This is a genomic window from Salinarchaeum sp. IM2453, from assembly GCF_019693215.1.
In the GTDB taxonomy this organism is placed as follows: Archaea; Halobacteriota; Halobacteria; order Halobacteriales; family Salinarchaeaceae; genus IM2453.
The window spans coordinates 1,454,565-1,471,662 of sequence record NZ_CP081183.1 but is presented as its reverse complement, the minus strand read 5'-3'; the positions used below and the strand labels follow the sequence as shown (position 1 = coordinate 1,471,662).

Genomic DNA, 17,098 nt, shown 5'->3' with positions numbered 1-17,098 from the left:
TTTTCTTGATTAAACAATTGTAGTGAGTGCATCCAATAAGAAAGTGACACCAAAACCAGCAAGTACAAGACCGGACAGTGCAGCAATGGCTGGGGTCGCAGAATCAATGCGGTCATCGGCTAAAGCAACGATTGCAGGGAATGAAATCACCCATAGGAATATTCCGGCGAAAACACCAAAGAGAAGAGCTACAGATCCTGTCTGAACGATAAGCATCTGCTCTGGAAGGTAGGTATCGATGACAGGAACGTACTCAGACATATTAAATTGGCCTTCCTGTAGCAGTCCGACACCAATAGTTAACCAGAAGATAATCTGATACGGATTGGTCAATGAAAGTGCAAATGCTTTACTAAATCCTCGACTTTCCTGCTCCGCTGGCTCATCAATGAATGAACTACGAACACCTTTGAATGCATCATAGGCAAAATAACACATCAATATTCCACCAATGGCGATCATGGTAGTCTGGATCGCTGGAACCCGCTCAATAATTGTAACAGCCCCAACTAAAGCCAAGAACATGAACAGAAGATCGGCTGTCATAGCCCCGATGCCAGCATGAAAGCCTGCTTTCCAGCCCCGAAGTGCGCTCTCCTCAGCAATAACTGCGTTCATTGGCCCTGGAGGAGCAGTAAGAGCAACCCCGAAGGCTGCACCTGCAAGGAAAGACGTGAGTGTCATGACTCGCTAACAGGTGTAGGCATACGGTCCCATTCGGTGCTCATCAGATGACTGCGGATAAGATCGGCATCTCGAATTGCAGATCCGGTATTTAATACGACCACCTGCTCTGCGTCGTTGATCTGCGCAGTTGAACTAGCATTGAAAAGGCTCTGGAGGCCAACAGCACCACCAAGGCGAAGTTCAACTCCATCATTTGCGGCCAGCCAGCAAGCTGTTCCGAGACTTGGTTTGTCTCCCGCCGTTGCTCCAATGCCGTTGGTGGCATGTACAGCATCAGTAACGATTTCACCCTCGTCAGGATCTGAAACTTCAAGTTCACCACAGATGGTGTCTGGGTGCGTCCACTGAGTTACTGGCTCATCAGACTGAATAGCCTCAGCAAGAGGAGCACAATCAGTGGGTTGGGCTAAGAGCAGAGCTGGAGGTTCATCAATGAGCCCAAGCTGCTGCATATCAACGATACCTCGATATATTGCGTATGTAAGCAGACCAGATCCTTCGGGAAGAACAACTACATCAGGAGCTGACCAGTCTAGGTCGTCAAGGATTTCGAAGATAATCGTCTTTACACCCGCAATTCTGTATGGCGTTGCAAAAGGGGCTAATGGATGCCAACCAGCAGTGGTAGCTGTGTCTGAATATGTTTTTACTGCATCTTGATATCGGCCCTTAACGACATTAAGATCGGCATCATGCACGTTTGTCATTGCTTGGCTAATGAAGTCAGCACGGCTGGGTTGGAATACGTGTGCATCGAGATCAGCACGAGCAGCGTACGCTGCCGCTGATTGTCCAGCGGCCCCAGTTGACGGAAGGGCAACATCTGTGATATCAGTCGACGCAAGTGCGCTAACTGTAACAGCAAACCCTCGATCTTGGAAGGTACCGGTAGGTAACTGAGCTTCGTCTTTGATATATAATTCCTCAACACCAAGTTCAGTTGCTGCATCAGGGCACTCAATCATCGGAGTATTCCCTTCGCTCATACTAACTGCCGCGCCTGCAGTGGCTGGAAGCAATTGATCAAATCCCCACATTGTTGCAGGAGAGAAATTGGTTATCTCCTCAACATTAATATCATCGTAGTTATACGAGACAATAAGAGCACCATCGCATGACGGACATCGTGTTGCGGTAGCGGAAAGAGAATGTGAAGTGCCACAATTAGTACACAAAAGACCAGCAGCAGCGTCGGAAGATTCCATACTGTAGGGTTTATCTGAGGGCATTAATTCTTGTCTATCCAAGAAACAAAAACCTACATATCAGGCCCGTGTATGGGATTAATCGAAAGATGACATTGGAAGTTGCGATCATTGGAGCCGGCATTGCTGGATTAACAGCAGCTCGTCATCTTGCGAGCACTGGGGCAGATGTGACAATATACGAAGAGCAATCAGAAGTTGGTGGCCGGGTTAGATCACGGGACATAGACGGCTATACACTTGACAGAGGATTCCAAGTACTTTTTACCGAATATCCAACAGTAAAACAGGAACTTGATCTTAACTCCCTTGATCTTCGGTACTTCACGCCAGGAGCAGTGTTAGCACGATCTGGTAAACGGTCAGTGTTGTCTGATCCACTACGAGATCCTATGGCGATTCTTGAATCAGCAACCAATCGGGAGGTAACATTTTTTGATAAATTGCGTGTCATGCGACTCCGGTGGAAGTTACGAAATAAGGATCATGAGACTATATTCAAAGGAGATGACACAACAATCGAGAATTATCTAGCCAAAGAAGGATTCTCTAAGAAGTTCATTAATAACTTTATCGCTCCATTCTATGGTGGCATCACGTTAGACCGGTCACTGCAAACATCAAAACGAGTTTTCGAATACACGTTTCGTACCCTTGGACAAGGAAAAATTGCAGTGCCAGCAAATGGGATGGGAGAGATATCAAAACAGCTCAAAAAGAATGCAAAAACAGCAGGAGTCAACATTGAGACAAAAACAAGGATTACAGGGATTGATAGTACAGAAGAGAACGTAACAGTCCACATAGAGGATGATACAAGATCGGCTGACATTGCAGTGATTAGCACAGATGCAAAGATAGCGAAGTGTCTATCTGGTGTGGAGGCGGTTCCAACAGCTGGAAAAGGAGTGATTACGCAATACTATGCAGTTAATTCGTCGGCTGCACCGGAAGGAAAGCGACTGTTATTGAATATTGAAGGATCCTCTCCAAGTCACATTGTGCCGATCTCCTCTGTGGCACCAGAGTACTCTTCGGGATCTAAGGAATTAATCGCCGCTGTATATCTAGGAGAAAAAGTAAAGACTGAATTGAACAACGAAGAGTTAGCAGACCAAACGAAACAGGCCCTAGCCAATTGGTATCCAAGTAGAAACTTCTCAGACATGGAAACAATTGCAACAGACCGAATCACATTTGCTCAATTCCAGCAGCCACCAAATATTCACGAATCACTGCCAGACGTTGATACACCTGACGGAAACTGCTATTTTGCAGGAGAGTTCACAGAGTGGTCATCTATCGAAGGTGCAATGCGAAGCGGTGTGAAGGCGGCTAGCGTAATTCAGGACAACCATCTAAAAGAAAAATAGAGAGAAAGAACTGATCGCAGACAAAGTCGAATCAGACAGTCAGAAGTCTCATAGCATTCTCCGAAGTTCAGACATCGGCGGAAACCAGAAGGACTGCTCAGTCTGTGTATCCCAGATACCAGGATGGTAACGATCAATGTTCTGTATGAGTGGAGATGGTAACTCGTCCTTGATAACGCCGTTAATTTTCATCCCGGGAGCAATATCAGTAAAACTGGGTAGAACGGTCACTCTGGGTTCAGCATCTCGTATTGGAGTATGTAGATAACAAGGGTGGCGTTGTCCTTCGATGTTGATCGCTGGATGTACATGACCGCAGATGTACCAAGTGGCGTCAGAGACTGGATGCTTGTGACCGTGACAGATAACAATGTCATCCGTAATGCGGTATGCATCTCGAACAGGACCATCGTGCAATGTTGAAAGGAAACTATCGTGATTGCCTTCGATAAAAATAGGTTTGGCATCTATGGATTCGATGGCTTCTATCAAAGAAACAAACGTCTCCTCAACACCGGAAGGGATGTGGTCAAACGCATGTAAAACGTCACCTGCAAGTACCACTTCATCTGGGGTAAACCGGTCTAGCAATTGTGTAAGTCTAGAAAGAATACGGTCAGGGGCACCAAGTGGAAATTCTGTATTGGCTGTTATATCTCGACCAAGATGAAGATCAGCACAGACCAAGATATCGTGCTCGGAGAGATAGGCCCCCCGGTCAGCAATCTCAATCTCCGCCGTCGGTTCGAATTGGTTGTCCAAATGCATCTTCAAGATCGTACTCGTTGCCTGTTAGAACATAGAGAGCCTCTTCTAATGGTTCTAGCGTTTCTGGAACCAGTCGAACAGTAAAGAGCGTGATTAGCAGAAGGACACCAACGGAGAGTGATTGAGAAATAAGATGGTGCGAGATGAAATACGATGTTCGTACTCCCTCCGCAAAGATTCCAGTAATTGTGTGAAAAATCGAATAATCGAACCATCCAAGGGGTGACGCGAGACCAATGAAGATGTTGCGAAGTAAGTTCAGTGCCCAAATAACAGTAGTGACAACAGCGATTCCCACAACTTTCCGCTTAAGCGGGGCAGAAACTGATGCAATCAGTCCGGCAAACACAGAGATGCTTCCAATGCCAGTACAAGCAAGAACTATATAAGTCGTATATCCATCAAAGTCAAATCGGCTCATGTATCCGTTTGGACCTTCAGTTATGCCAGGGCTGTAACCAAGCAACTCCATTCCAAAGTGTGTTTTAACTGCGACTGTCTCAATAAGAAGGATTCTAAGTGGATCAACAGCAGTCGCAGTAAGGTAGATGAGACCCATGATACTGATAGCTCGAGATACGCTTAGCAATGTCGTTCGCCCAGAAGCAAGCACATATCCAGTATACCAAGCGATGGGAACTCCAGCAAAACTCAAGACAGCCTGTAATGGACTTTGGACATCATAATAGTAGTATGGAAACATCGAGAGCCAGAAAAGACCAAAGATCACCCAACCAACCCCTGCAATAGGAACAGCGATTGAGACACGATCAGTAAGCTCTAGAATAGCAGCAAGAAGAAATGCGCCAACAGTGAGAATTGCTAAATAGAGATACAAGTCGGAAACACCCTGAAGAAATTCAGAAATAGTGAAAAAGACAGTTGAACCCATTATCAGTGATACATACTGAGTACCCAATCAGCATGAAATTGACGGGACAAATGTGATCTGTAGGGAGATAGCTTGAGTGAGATAGATGGCAAAGTAAAGTATTCCAAAGAAGAACAGGGAGATTGTCTGGGCCCGAAACATCACCGACCCTCGAAGGGGACGGTACCGATATGAACGTCCAAGACAAGGGGAACAACTCTACGGCCACGCAACCGAAGTGATAGAGCAGCATTGTATCTGACAGCGAATCCATCTAAGCCGATAATAAAAACGTAAGAAAATAGTTTAGTATGACACAGATTACCGAACAGTTCCAAATCGGAAATGTCGAAAGTAGTTTACCATCGGTTTATTATATGCAGGTGAACTACATTGCAGTATGGCTGATGTGCTGGAAGATAAGCGGGCTGCAACACGGTTTCGAATTCTCGTAGAGATTGTAGAGAACCAGCCCGCTGTAAGCCAAGGGGAAGTTGCAGACGCTGTTGGAATCACCAGCCAAGCAGTGAGCGAGTATATGCGGTCATTAGTAGAAGACGGGTTGGTCAGAAAAGAAGGCCGATCACGATATCGGGTAACAACGGAAGGCGTCGACTGGATACTATCAGAAGCAACAGAGGCGCAGGAGTACATCGAACACGTCACAGATGACATATTAGGTGGGATGAAAGAGGACGCCGCTATTGCCATTGAAGCTATCGAAGAAGGAGATTCGGTAACGCTGAGTGTAGAAGATGGATTACTTCATGCAAGTCCAGGAAAAGAAGGAGCAGCAACAGGTATTGCAACGACGGATGCGTCCAAAGGCGAAGAAGTCGGCGTGACTGATTTTGATGGGATCATCGATTTAGAGCCAGGAAATGTCACAATCCTCCAAATGCCAACAATTCAGTCAGGTGGAAGCCGAAATATCAATCAACGGACTACAAAAGCACGATGCAATGATGCAGACCTTGTCGCTGCTGCTGGCGTTGAACCAATCGTTGCACTACGAAAGGTAGATGTTGAGGCCGATGTGATCTTCGGAGTTGGTGAAGTCGTTGCTGATGCAGCAAGGCGGGGCATCAACGGAGTCATCATTGCAACCGCTGATACGATCGGACGAGTGACTGATCCCCTCCGCAACGCCGGGATTACCTACGAAGTTGAAGATATCTCTGTAGAGAATGAAGCTGGCAAAGAATAGGAGGAATCTATCAAAAGCTGTTAGAAGCTAATAACAATATCCGAAAAGAGACTATTCTACCGCTCTTCGCTGTCAAGAACGCGGATCTGGTCTCCTCGGACCGTCACCGGAATTGGAACCGTTGCCTCGTACAATTCAACAGTGACCTGATCTTTGCCTTCGTCAATGCGCTGAACCTGCGCTTTTTCACCCTTAAATGGACCAGCGATCAATTCCACAATATCTCCTTCCGCAATACCCTCAACATCTGGTGTTGGTGAGAGGAAATGCTCTACTTCAGAGATATCAGATTCGCCCTCGACAACACCACGGGCATGAGGGATTTCGTCTAAGATACGCTCAAACACAGAGGCATCATCTGCCTCGACCATCACATACGACGTAAGTGAATCTGGCGCTAGTGCGGCATGGATTGACGGCTCTTCACGGTTGATGATCATATCAGCGACGGTCTGTTCTTGACTAGCTGTCGTCTTTACGGCATACATCGGCATGATATCACCCTGGTAGGAAACTCATTAAAACAAAGATTGTGAAGCCGATAAATCCGATAAGCAGGATTCCAATAGCAGCGACTTTTGCAACCTGCGAAAACTCTTGCCACGACGGGGTGCTTGCCATACGCAAGACCCTGACATATGAGGTAAGATCAGTTGGAACGTTCATCTCTTGGTTTGATATAGGCTAGTCGACACCCTTCTATCTGTTGGTGCAGCGTCGTTATTCAATGAAGTCAATCCCTTGGTCGCTTGGCTCACTTGGACTTGAACTTGAATTGGATTCGGAAGAGGAGGATCCACCGATTTCGGGCTGCGTGCCTCCGCCATAGATTTGTGGGGATTCAACACCGGTAACAACAACCATCGTACGCATGGTTCCTTCGAGTGATTCGTCAATGGAGGTTCCCCAGATGATACGAGCATCTGGATCAATTCGGTCATAGATTTCTTCAACAACACCTTCAGCTTCCTCAATTGCCATATCTTGGCCGCCGGTAACATTGACAAGTGCGGAATTAGCACCGGAGATGTCAACATCAAGGAGGGGAGACCGGAGAGCGCTCTTGACTGAGTCCTCAGCCTTGGCTTCTGAGTCGGACTCACCAAGACCAATCATTGCAACGCCACCTCGTTCCATGACAGTCCGAACGTCAGCAAAGTCGAGATTCACAAGGCCTGATTTGGTAATCAGTTCAGTGATCCCTTTGACAGACCGCATCAGTACCTCATCGGAGACCTTAAACGCCTGTTGAACAGGCAGTTTACCGACTGAATCAAGAAGTCGGTCATTTGGGACAACGATAACAGTATCCGATACATCTCGAAGTCGTTCGAGACCGGCCTCAGCGTTTGTACGACGGACTTCACCCTCAGCAGTAAAGGGCGTCGTGACAACAGAAATAGTCAGGGCTCCAGATTCACGAGCAGCCTTTGCAACGACAGGAGCCGCCCCAGTGCCAGTTCCTCCACCAAGCCCGGCAGTAACAAACACCATGTCAGAGCCGTCAATTGCGTTTAGAATCTCGTCTTGGCTTTCCAGAGCAGCTTCTTCTCCAACCTGTGGAAGAGATCCAGCACCACGGCCGCCCGTTTTTTGTTCACCAATGAGGATTTTCTCATCGGCTTCAATTTCGACGAGATGTTGGACATCAGTATTTGCAGCGATCAGTCGAGCACCATGGATTCCCTCTTCATGCATTCTGTTAATTGTGTTGCTGCCTGCTCCACCACAGCCAACAACAGTGATGTCCGTTTGGAGGTCTTCAAGGACATCGTACAACTCTTCATCAGTCATGCTACCTGATCGGGACTGAGATTCAGTGCCGGTATTTTCGTCAGTGAACTCAGCGGAGCCGTCGCGTTCCTCCGCTTCTTCAATAGCTTCGTCAATAATTGAATCCATTTGACCATCTGTTGTATCTGGAGCGTAATTATGTTTCCCCTATGCATGACAGGCGTCATACGGCATCGAAATTCACAAAATCGTGGCAAAGAAAGTATAAATTGTGACGGAAGTCGTATTGCTCGGGGCAGATGATATTAGCATCCGAGCAGAACTATTGTCCCGTGAAACATCTAGAGAAGCATTAGCCGCGTATGATATTACACAACCATATGAAAACTCAATCCATATTGAGACACTGAGTATTGGGACAGCAGTAGCGTTGCTTAATGACATAAACTGGCATATCACTAGGTTTGTTAAGCAATCACTTGTAAGGGACACATCAATCGGTAAAGATGAGTGGCTCTCACGGTCACTTGCCGAAAAAGTTCGTGCTGGAGAACAAGATCCAGATGAGACAGGTGAATATCTGATGATATACGGAGTAAAGGAAGACTCTCCAGTAGATCAAAAAAGGCTGGTAGAACCATTGTACGTGCGGCGGTCAGAGGAAGAAACACCAGAATATGACCTCCAAGACGTCGATGATACGGTGATTGTACGGATTACAGAAGACGAGTTTACCGGCTGAAGTGAACTACCCCTGCCTACTCGCCGCCTTCGGCGGCTCCTTGAGGCAGGGGCTTCCTGGTTCAACGACGCGCTTTGGAGAGACATTACTGACTTCCGTCTCAGTCTTCCCAGGGAGCACAGTCTCCACAGGCGTTGATTCGGCCATGCCCTGACCTACTGTCATCGTCTGTGCTTCCACTCCAAGTTGCTCCAGCCCCAGACGCTTGATTTCTAAGGCCGCATTGTAGTCCCTGTCAGCTTCGAACCCACACGCCGGGCAGGAATGCTCACGTACCCATAACGGTTTGTCTGTCTCACACCCACATTGTGAACAGCGTTTCGTCGTGCCTTCTGGCGGCACTTCAATCACGTGACACCCGTTTTTCTTCCCGTGACGTTTGAACGCTTGAATCGTTTCCCGCCACGACATCGATGCAATGTTCCGACTGTTCCCACCATTTTCTGTCATCGCTTTCACGTCCATGTCTTCGAGAAACACTGCGTCGTACCGAGTGGTGTATTCATTGGCGAGTTTCTCCCGGTAGTCTTCACGACGGTTCTGCAACCGGTCGTATGCCTGAGCGAGTTTCCGCCGAGCTGTCTTCCAGTTGTTCGAGTCGTATGTTTTTCGGGAGAGATTGCGGTGTCGGCGTTCGATGCGATCGCGGTCACGCTGTTCGTCAAGTGATTTGAACGACCGACCGTCTGAGTCGTGAATGAACTTCGTGATACCGAGGTCAATCCCGACTGTATCTACCGGGTCAATATCCTCGACAGGCGGTTTCTCCGGGTAGTCCGGGTCGTACTCAACGACGATGCTGACAGACCAGTCACCGGTTTTCTCTTTTTTCAGGATGATTTGTGTAATCTCGCCGTCGTCGGGGAGTGGGCGGTGGTAGGTGAGATGGAAGTCACCGATTTTGGAGAAGTTCACGATTGCGTGGTCAGTCCGGTCCGTGTTATGATCCACGTCGAAACCGGATTGGTTGTACACGATGCTGCGGAACTCTCGCGGTGGTTTCCATTTCAACCGTCCAACGTCGTACCCTCGGTCTTGGAGTGATTCAAGCACTGTTTCGCTTTGTTTGATGCGCCGGATAGCCATTTGCAGGCACTTGGAATACACGTTCTTCCATTCCGGCCAGCGTTTCTTCCACCCGGTTGGGCCGGTGAGTTTGTTCTGCATCTCCCGGTACGATGGTTTGTTGTAGTCTGGACGTGGCCGATATTCTTGTGTGAGCGCGTGATTGTATACTTCCCGACACGTTTGAATATCGGCCCATGCAGCAGTCGCTGTCTCGGCGTCTTCCGGCGTTGCAGCGTACTTGAACGTCTCCTCAACCACTACTGACTTATTGGGTTGCCTGTCACTTGAACATTCGGGAAAAGGAGCGAACGGCTGTATCCCCGCCCTACTCGCTCCCTTCGGTCGCTCCTTGAGGACGGGGACGTAGCCTGTAAACGTTAAAAAATTACTCGTCAAATAATCCTGTAGAGAGATATCGTTCACCTGAGTCCCAAAATACAGTAACAACAAGTGATCCTTCTGGAAGCTGGCGAGCAACTGATTTGGCAGTAATCGACATGGCACCACTTGACTGGCCAACAAGGATTCCTTGTTGTTTCGCTAAGCGGCGGCACTCTTGTTCTGCATCTTCAAGAGCAACAGTTTTGATTTCGTCAATAATGGATTGGTCGAGATTTTCGCTTATAAATCCAGGACCCATGCCTTGGAAGTTATCATCTCCAGAAACCCCTGTAGATAAAACTGCATTTCGTTCCGGCTCAACGGCCACAATCTGTATATCAGGAAATATTTCTCGAAGACGTTTCCCGGTTCCAGAGATTGTCCCACCGGTTCCAACACCGGCAACAAACGCATCAATGGATCGGTCACCTACTTGATTGAGAATTTCTCTACCAGTGCCGCGGTAGTGAGACTGAGGATTTGCCGGATTAGAGAACTGGTTAAGATATGCAGCGCCATTATCTGCAATCTCTTTTGCACGTTCACGGGCTGTATCAATTTCACCTTCAACTAGCTCGATGTCGGCTCCATACGCACGCATGAGCTGTCTTCGTTCAGAAGACTTTGAGGCCGGCATGACAACCGTCAATTCATAATCAAGTGCAGCACATGCCATTGCAAGCCCAATACCAGTATTACCGCTCGTTGGCTCTACAATTCGGTCTCCAGGCGAGATTTTTCCATCCTGTTCTGCTTGCCGAATCATAGCAATGGCAGGTCGGGCCTTCGCAGATCCGCTGGGATTGAATGATTCAATTTTCGCAGCAACTGTTCGTCCATCAAGGTCAGCAATACGCACGAGAGGCGTACCCAGAGTTTCAACAATCGAATCGCGCATTGTCGTACATATATGTGTCAATTGCCTTAATCGCTACTTGTAGCGCTAATATATGTGGAGGTTATGTCAGCAACCGCAGGGGAAATTTCCATGGTGATTTGTTTTGATTCTTCTGTGGAAATCACAGGTGATATCTGAGCTGTTCAAGAGATATGTCAAAGTGAAATCCAACGACTATTAAGCACCGAAAAGATCAAACTAAACAGAGGCATCACGACATGGACCGGTTGCACGCCCGGTATCCGTTCTTCGAAAGCGCACGAACTGCTGTTGAGAATGCGGGAATCGACCTGTTGGATGTGGTTGAAAATGAGACTGCAGTTGTTCGTCGAAGCAAAGCGCGGATTAAATCGGGACTGTCAGAAGGACACATTGGCGATCCGCGCAGGAATCGCGTTGAGTTACTCTCATATCCAGTGGCTCGAGTACTTATTTCGCTGATTGATGACCCAATGGCAACTGACACATACGCTAGAGCAGAAGCAGCGACTGCTCGACAGCGATTTGAGGCAGATATTGGAACAAAAGACACAGGGCGTTCCATACAGAGGCCACAGTTGACAATCAGCCGTCTGCTTGATGAGTTTAATCTCAGCCATCAGATTACACAGAATCGAGATGGATCGTTTCAGATGGACGTATCCACATATCTGCAACTCTCAAGAAATCTTGAAGATCAGAAATGGCGACTGGTGGAGCGGGCTGTCACAGCTGGAGAAGTTCCAGTCACCGAAGAAGAATTGTTGATGTTGCTTGAGGAGGCAGTTGTAAATCGAGTCACAGAGGGATTACCACTGCAAGTGCCCGATTCGATTGCGGATACACTAGCCGAAGAGAAAGAAGAACTCTCTGAGCTGCTCGCAGGACATGAGTTTTCGCTGTCGTACGAAACAATAGACGAGCCTGCATTTCCTCCATGCATGACTGCACTACTTCGTCAAATTCGGTCGGGAGATTCGGTTGAATTACCCGGGCAATTTGCAGTAGTTGCATTTTTGGCAGGGATGGAGATGGATAAAGACGAGGTATATGAGTTCATAGATCAGGAGATAAGTAAAGAAGAAATCGCATACCAGTTAGCGCATCTACGAGATAAAAGGGGTGGCGAGTATGCACCCCCAAGTTGTACGACAATGGTTGAGTATGATCTGTGTGTGAACAAGGATGAGCTATGCAAGGAGATCAACCATCCTATTGAATATTACGAGCGAAAGATCGACCAATGAGCGACTTGTGCAAGTCTGATTCTTTCTCAGTACAGCAAAGGTAGCTGTACGAGAGCAGTCGCGAAGCCGTTACGTTAACCGATTTTTCAGGCAAAATGGAGATGCAAGGATTGTAATAAGGTATAGCAAAGAAGTAGACAGAAAGCCTATTTATGTTGCATTACCGTCTTCTTCACGAAGCGGGATGATATTCATGGCAATCAGCAGACCAACAGCGGCCATAAACAAGATGAAGCCAATGAGGGCATAAACGAGGATTTCGCCTCCTTGCTCGGCCTCATATATCGGATCAAACTCGTATGAAAGGCCGATATAATAAAGCGCCCCAATCACTGCAATAACGGATCCAGCAGCAACGGCCGTTTCGAGAACCCACCGAGGGATACTGTCATCATCGCTCATACTCATAACAACCAAACCCGGTAAAAAAAGCGCTTCGAAGCGAGCTTAGTTACGCAAAGTAATTGTTAGATAGTTACGCGTCCAAAATTGCCTCGGCTTCTTCAATAGAGATTGATCCAGACTCAACAGCTTCAAGAATATCACGGACCGGAGATTCCTCATCCTCATCGTCTACAAGTCGGGTCTGTTTGGAATGGCCAGCGAGCTCGTTAAAATCGGTCCCCTCAGCGATAGCAGTTGATCGTTTAACGCGGTAGTTACCACCATCAGTGACATATAGTTCAGAAGGATGGAAGAAATACCAGTCTTCACGGTCAAATCGAACACCAATACGAGGTTTTGCGCCAAAGTTTTGTGCAAAGTAAACCAAAGCTTCTACTTCCTCACCACCGATATAGATGGAATCGCTCGCACTCGACTTGGCTTCAATTGCGTAAAACCGTTCAGTGTTTCCGGCCAAAACATCGGGAAGTTCGCGTTCTGTGGCACTCCCACTGGCTGGTGCGCGCATAACAGCAAATCCAGCATCGTCAAGGAGATTTACTAGTTCACGTTCACGCCGATCGCCCTTCGAATTCGACATATAAATACAAAACAGAACCTGGGGTATTTATTCCATTCTGAAATTAACTAGTGTGAGATAGCTAGCCAATCGGGAAGCTGCTTCATGATCGATACCCGAAGTACTCAGTATATCCCGTCTATGGGGGTTATGTTCCGTGGTCCCAAGAGTCGAGATACTCCTGTTGTGTATCAGTAAGTGTGTCAATATCAACGCCCTCTGCGTCGAGTTTGATTTCAGCGATTTCTTGGTCTAAACGGTCTGGAACATCATGGACTCCGGGTTCATACTTGTCACCATGCTCGATAAGTTCACGAACACAGACAGCTTGAATAGCAAAGCTCTGGTCCATCACTTCTGCTGGATGGCCAAGAGAAACCGGGCTGGCTAAGTTAACAAGCCGACCTTCAGCGAGAACATTGATCCGACGTCCATCCGGCATTTCATAAGCCTCTACTCCTTCACGAGCAGTGTATTGGTCAGCTGCCATGTCAGAAAGAGTGTCAAGGTCTATTTCTACGTCAAAGTGACCTGCATTAGCAAGAACAGCACCGTCACGCAGCTGCTCAAAGTCATCTTCAGTAATAACATCCCGATTACCAGTTGTTGTGATAAAGATATCCCCTTTGGCTGCTGCTTCGTTCATCGGCATGACTTCATATCCTTCCATATGAGCTTCGAGTGCGCGTCGGGGCTCAACCTCAGTGACAATGACGTGTGCATTCTGCCCTGCTGCTTTCTTTGCGACCCCTTTTCCACAGTATCCATAGCCGCCGACAACTACGGTTTTACCTGCGAATGATAGGTTTGTAGTCATCGCAATATTAGCTAATGAAGATTCACCGGTGCCATGAATATTATCGAAGAGTCTTTTCATGGGCGTATCATTGACAGCAAATACTGGGTAGTTTAGTTCACCATCTTCATCCATAGCTCGCAATCGATGTACGCCGGTTGTGGTCTCCTCTGCACCACCGATGATGGTATCAATAAGTTCTGGATGATCTTCATGGACGGCAGCGACCATATCCATTCCATCATCAATAGTGATTTCAGGGCTGTGAGAGAGAACAGCATCAATTGCTGCATAGTAGTCTTCATCTTCAGCGCCGTGTCGAGCATAACTGGTGATAGAAGGGTGTGAATCAAGTGCTACAGAAACATCATCGTGCGTCGAGAGAGGGTTACAGCCGGTGATTGCTACCTCCGCACCTCCTTCGGCAAGGAGTTCAACTAGAACAGCCGTTTTAGCCTCAACATGCATCGCCATGCCTATCGTGTACCCTTCAAAGGGCTGGTTTGAGCGATAATCTTCACGAAGGTGCTCGATTATTGGCATGTGCTGGCGGGCCCAAGACATTTTCTGCTGACCTTCTTCTCGAAGTGCATCAATGTCTTCAACCTGATTACTAATCGAAGGATACTCTGACATACAATAACTGAAGGGCGGGCAACTCAAAACAATACCGAACTATCTGTCCACTATGTGGTTGCTCGGACGATTAGTTGTTCTGCACGGTTGTTAGCTCGACGACGGACTGCTTGCTCATCAAGAGTTAGGACAGTGCGATCACGCATTAGGATTTGGCCATCACAGATTGTGTGCCTGACGTCACCGCCGTTGGCAGCATAAACAACATGGCTTACTGGGTCATGGACAGGGTTAAGATGCGGACGGTTAAGATCAATAACTGCCAAGTCAGCTGGCTCACCTTCTTTAATAATCCCACTTCCAATGTCAATTGCATTCGCGCCACCGGCTGTCGCCATGTGAAGAACCGACTCGGCTGGAACTGCACTAGCATCGCCCGTACCAACTTTTCCGAGTAGTGCTGCATCCCTCATTTCATCAATCATATCCAGAGTATTATTTGAGGCGGCACCGTCAGTTCCAAGTCCGACTGAAACATTCGCATCAAGCAGCTTCTGTACAGGTGCAACACCACTCGCTAGTTTCATGTTTGAAGCTGGACAGTGAATAACACTGCTCCCACGGTCAGTAAGTAGTGATATTTCAGAATCATCAAGATGTACTCCATGTGCGAGGAAGTCACTTGGTTCAAGCAGTCCCATATCTGCAGCGTATCTGAGAGGCCGCTTGTTATGTTCCTCGACAATCGGGGTTACTTCGTCCTGTGTTTCGTTCGCATGAATATGAATTGGGATTTCGTGGTCACGGGCCTTTGGTATGTATTCACGGTAGTACTCTTCACCAACTGTTGTGAGGCTATGTGGCATAAATGCAGTGCGGATTCGTCCATCGGCAGATCCATCGTATTCAACAGCAAACTCAAGGCTGGTCTTCATTTCTTCGTGAGCGTCGGTATCATCCTTGCCAACAGTAATAGCACCATATCCGAGACGAGCACGGATTCCGGCCTGCTGTACTGCGTCTACCACCTCATCCATGGAGAAGTACATGTCCGCAATTGCTGTTGTGCCAGATTTGATAAGCTCAATCAGTCCAAGCTCAGCCCCTGCCCGAACATCGGCCGCTGTGAGTTCTGCTTCAACAGGCCAAATGTCTTCCTGTAGCCAAGCATCAAGTTGTTTATCGTCAGAGTACCCCCGAAGCAAGGTCATTGCGACATGGGTATGTGCATTTATCAATCCCGGTATAACAATACTCCCCGTGGCATCGAGGATACGGTCGCCGTCCTCAATATCGCCAATTGATTGAATTATTCCATCTTCAACAAGAACGTCTGCTCTTTCCGTTGAAAAATCAGGACGGAGGACCTGACCTCCTTCGATAAGTAGCGACATACCTGTGATTGAACAGTCAAGAGTATAAGTTCACAGGGATTTGGTTGCTTTCCGGATTTCAGTTACAGTTGCCGGAGTCTTAAACGCAGTTCCCGAATAGTGTGCTCGAGAGGCCTGGTAGCCAGCATCGCGTATGGCATCAAGAAAGTCATCCATTGCGGAGGCTGGACGACTCCATCGTTGACAAAGTTTGTGTTGGTCGTAGTGTGTCGGTGTCGTAATCTCATCATCAACCGATTCTATGAGGGTAGAAACATTGTCAGGATCTTCGAGAGATTCATCAATCCGTTGCTGTACACGTGTTGTAAATTCAGAATCAGTGGTCTCGGCAAGCCATAGTGGACCCCCGATGACAGTCTGCTCACTTTCACAGTTAGGACACTCATCAGAGAATGATGGAAAGCGTGTATATTGGGTCTCTCTGTAAAGACATTCTGGACAGTACAGAAGATATCCAAGGTTCTCAAGAGCGGAGTCAGCTACTTGTGCTCCGTCTTCAAAGGCAAGGTAGACGCGATGGTAGTGACGAGTCGAATGTGATAGCAATGGTTGAATAGCACGGTCATATCGTGCTGCAGTTCGGGCAAGAGTCGAAATGAGAGTCCGTAACCCTACTTCTGGATGAAATTCAGTATTTCTGGGAACAGAATCATAGCGCCGAATTCCGGCGTTGAAATGTGCACCACAGAGCGGTGCGGTGTCGGTTGCAGTAATACAGACAAGGTCATGTGCATTTGATAAGGCGGCGTCGGCAAACGGAATGGGAGAACCAAATGGGTCAATATCAATAACATCGTAGGAATGCTGGTGAATGTGTGCATTGGCATCTTTATGCACAACTGTCCCTTCAAGGTCATTGTGGGCTAAATTCTGCTTACACAGTGACACTGCTTCAGGGTTGGTATCACAAAGTGTAGCGTCCCATCCTTCAGCAGCAGCGCGAATTCCTCGAATTCCAGAAGCAGCCATCGCATCAAGATACGTTGATGCATTAGAATTTACATCGCGATAAGCGCGAAGGACGGCGATCGTTAGATCGCGATTGAGCACTTGGTTTGGATTGTAAAACACATCTTCTTCAATTTCCTCCTGTGATGTCCCCGGAATATCAATTTCAACAGACCCCTCAGTGACGCGCATGATACAAATCAGTCTGCGTCAGTCAAAATAGTAGTGGTCCGAACCAGTTTAGTCATGCCTCCCCAAAT

At 47.6% G+C, this 17,098-nt stretch carries 18 protein-coding genes; 4 read left to right on the top strand and 14 right to left on the bottom strand.

The genetic code is table 11. The features are described 5' to 3' along the window. Window positions 1-9 precede the first annotated feature (9 nt). Window positions 10-684, bottom strand: a complete 675-nt coding sequence (locus K0C01_RS07020) for a LysE family translocator (protein ID WP_221169013.1) — start codon at window positions 682-684, stop codon at window positions 10-12. Then, a complete protein-coding gene (locus K0C01_RS07015) occupies window positions 681-1,892 on the bottom strand; it encodes a pyridoxal-phosphate dependent enzyme (RefSeq protein WP_221169012.1) in 1,212 nt (403 codons plus the stop codon). Before K0C01_RS07015 ends, K0C01_RS07020 begins: the two co-directional genes overlap by 4 nt. An 89-nt stretch (window positions 1,893-1,981) precedes the next feature. Here K0C01_RS07015 and K0C01_RS07010 point away from each other — a divergent pair, with 89 nt between their 5' ends. After that, the gene (locus K0C01_RS07010; RefSeq protein WP_221169011.1) at window positions 1,982-3,265 is read left to right on the top strand and encodes an NAD(P)/FAD-dependent oxidoreductase; all 1,284 of its coding nucleotides are present in this window, start codon (window positions 1,982-1,984) and stop codon (window positions 3,263-3,265) included. 48 nt (window positions 3,266-3,313) lie between these two features. Here the strand turns inward: K0C01_RS07010 and K0C01_RS07005 are convergent, their stop codons facing one another. Then, on the bottom strand, window positions 3,314-4,033 hold the full coding sequence (locus K0C01_RS07005; protein WP_221169010.1) for a metallophosphoesterase: 720 nt from the start codon (window positions 4,031-4,033) through the stop codon (window positions 3,314-3,316). After that, window positions 3,993-4,925 (bottom strand): archaeosortase A, encoded by a 933-nt coding sequence (gene artA, locus K0C01_RS07000; protein ID WP_221169009.1) that lies wholly within the window; start codon window positions 4,923-4,925, stop codon window positions 3,993-3,995. The genes K0C01_RS07005 and artA overlap by 41 nt, the downstream gene beginning before the upstream one ends. A gap of 379 nt (window positions 4,926-5,304) precedes the next feature. Between artA and K0C01_RS06995 the strand changes: the two genes are divergently transcribed. After that, window positions 5,305-6,111: a DUF7839 domain-containing protein gene (locus tag K0C01_RS06995; RefSeq protein WP_221169008.1), complete on the top strand. Its 807-nt coding sequence runs from the start codon at window positions 5,305-5,307 to the stop codon at window positions 6,109-6,111. A 56-nt stretch (window positions 6,112-6,167) separates the two neighbouring features. Here the strand turns inward: K0C01_RS06995 and K0C01_RS06990 are convergent, their stop codons facing one another. From K0C01_RS06990 to ftsZ, 3 genes are read right to left on the bottom strand one after another with little or no spacing between them, the layout of a single operon-like run. Continuing rightward, window positions 6,168-6,605: a transcription elongation factor Spt5 gene (locus K0C01_RS06990; protein ID WP_221169007.1), complete on the bottom strand. Its 438-nt coding sequence runs from the start codon at window positions 6,603-6,605 to the stop codon at window positions 6,168-6,170. A gap of 4 nt (window positions 6,606-6,609) precedes the next feature. Then, complete coding sequence (locus tag K0C01_RS06985; protein ID WP_221169006.1) at window positions 6,610-6,777, bottom strand: protein translocase SEC61 complex subunit gamma; 168 nt, start codon at window positions 6,775-6,777, stop codon at window positions 6,610-6,612. A gap of 54 nt (window positions 6,778-6,831) precedes the next feature. Further along, window positions 6,832-8,013: a cell division protein FtsZ gene (gene ftsZ / locus K0C01_RS06980; RefSeq protein ID WP_221169005.1), complete on the bottom strand. Its 1,182-nt coding sequence runs from the start codon at window positions 8,011-8,013 to the stop codon at window positions 6,832-6,834. 103 nt (window positions 8,014-8,116) lie between these two features. Between ftsZ and K0C01_RS06975 the strand changes: the two genes are divergently transcribed. Beyond that, window positions 8,117-8,587: a DUF5804 family protein gene (locus K0C01_RS06975; RefSeq protein WP_221169004.1), complete on the top strand. Its 471-nt coding sequence runs from the start codon at window positions 8,117-8,119 to the stop codon at window positions 8,585-8,587. 6 nt (window positions 8,588-8,593) lie between these two features. On the opposite strand, the gene K0C01_RS06970 is transcribed toward K0C01_RS06975, so the two are convergent. Together K0C01_RS06970 and K0C01_RS06965 are read right to left on the bottom strand one after the other, a co-directional pair. Continuing rightward, window positions 8,594-9,913: an RNA-guided endonuclease InsQ/TnpB family protein gene (locus K0C01_RS06970; protein WP_255568231.1), complete on the bottom strand. Its 1,320-nt coding sequence runs from the start codon at window positions 9,911-9,913 to the stop codon at window positions 8,594-8,596. A gap of 127 nt (window positions 9,914-10,040) precedes the next feature. Beyond that, window positions 10,041-10,934 carry a PLP-dependent cysteine synthase family protein gene (locus tag K0C01_RS06965; protein ID WP_221169003.1) on the bottom strand — a complete coding sequence of 298 codons (894 nt, stop codon included), beginning with the start codon at window positions 10,932-10,934 and terminating at the stop codon, window positions 10,041-10,043. A 218-nt stretch (window positions 10,935-11,152) separates the two neighbouring features. On the opposite strand from K0C01_RS06965, the gene K0C01_RS06960 reads away from it, so the two are divergent. Further along, a complete protein-coding gene (locus tag K0C01_RS06960) occupies window positions 11,153-12,160 on the top strand; it encodes a DNA primase regulatory subunit PriL (protein WP_221169002.1) in 1,008 nt (335 codons plus the stop codon). A 150-nt stretch (window positions 12,161-12,310) separates the two neighbouring features. Here the strand turns inward: K0C01_RS06960 and K0C01_RS06955 are convergent, their stop codons facing one another. The 5 genes from K0C01_RS06955 to K0C01_RS06935 all read right to left on the bottom strand — a co-directional run bounded on the left by K0C01_RS06955 (window position 12,311) and on the right by K0C01_RS06935 (window position 17,030). Beyond that, entirely contained in the window at window positions 12,311-12,562 is a 252-nt protein-coding gene (locus tag K0C01_RS06955) for a DUF7472 family protein (RefSeq protein WP_221169001.1), read from the bottom strand. Window positions 12,563-12,635: 73 nt separating this feature from the next. Next, window positions 12,636-13,145 carry a Holliday junction resolvase Hjc gene (gene hjc / locus K0C01_RS06950; RefSeq protein WP_221169000.1) on the bottom strand — a complete coding sequence of 170 codons (510 nt, stop codon included), beginning with the start codon at window positions 13,143-13,145 and terminating at the stop codon, window positions 12,636-12,638. 127 nt (window positions 13,146-13,272) lie between these two features. Further along, a complete protein-coding gene (locus K0C01_RS06945; RefSeq protein WP_221168999.1) occupies window positions 13,273-14,556 on the bottom strand; it encodes an adenosylhomocysteinase in 1,284 nt (427 codons plus the stop codon). Between the two features lie 50 nt (window positions 14,557-14,606). Beyond that, complete coding sequence (locus tag K0C01_RS06940) at window positions 14,607-15,890, bottom strand: amidohydrolase (RefSeq protein WP_221168998.1); 1,284 nt, start codon at window positions 15,888-15,890, stop codon at window positions 14,607-14,609. A gap of 30 nt (window positions 15,891-15,920) precedes the next feature. Beyond that, window positions 15,921-17,030, bottom strand: a complete 1,110-nt coding sequence (locus tag K0C01_RS06935) for a tRNA (guanine(26)-N(2))-dimethyltransferase (protein ID WP_221168997.1) — start codon at window positions 17,028-17,030, stop codon at window positions 15,921-15,923. Between the last annotated feature and the right edge of the window lie 68 nt (window positions 17,031-17,098).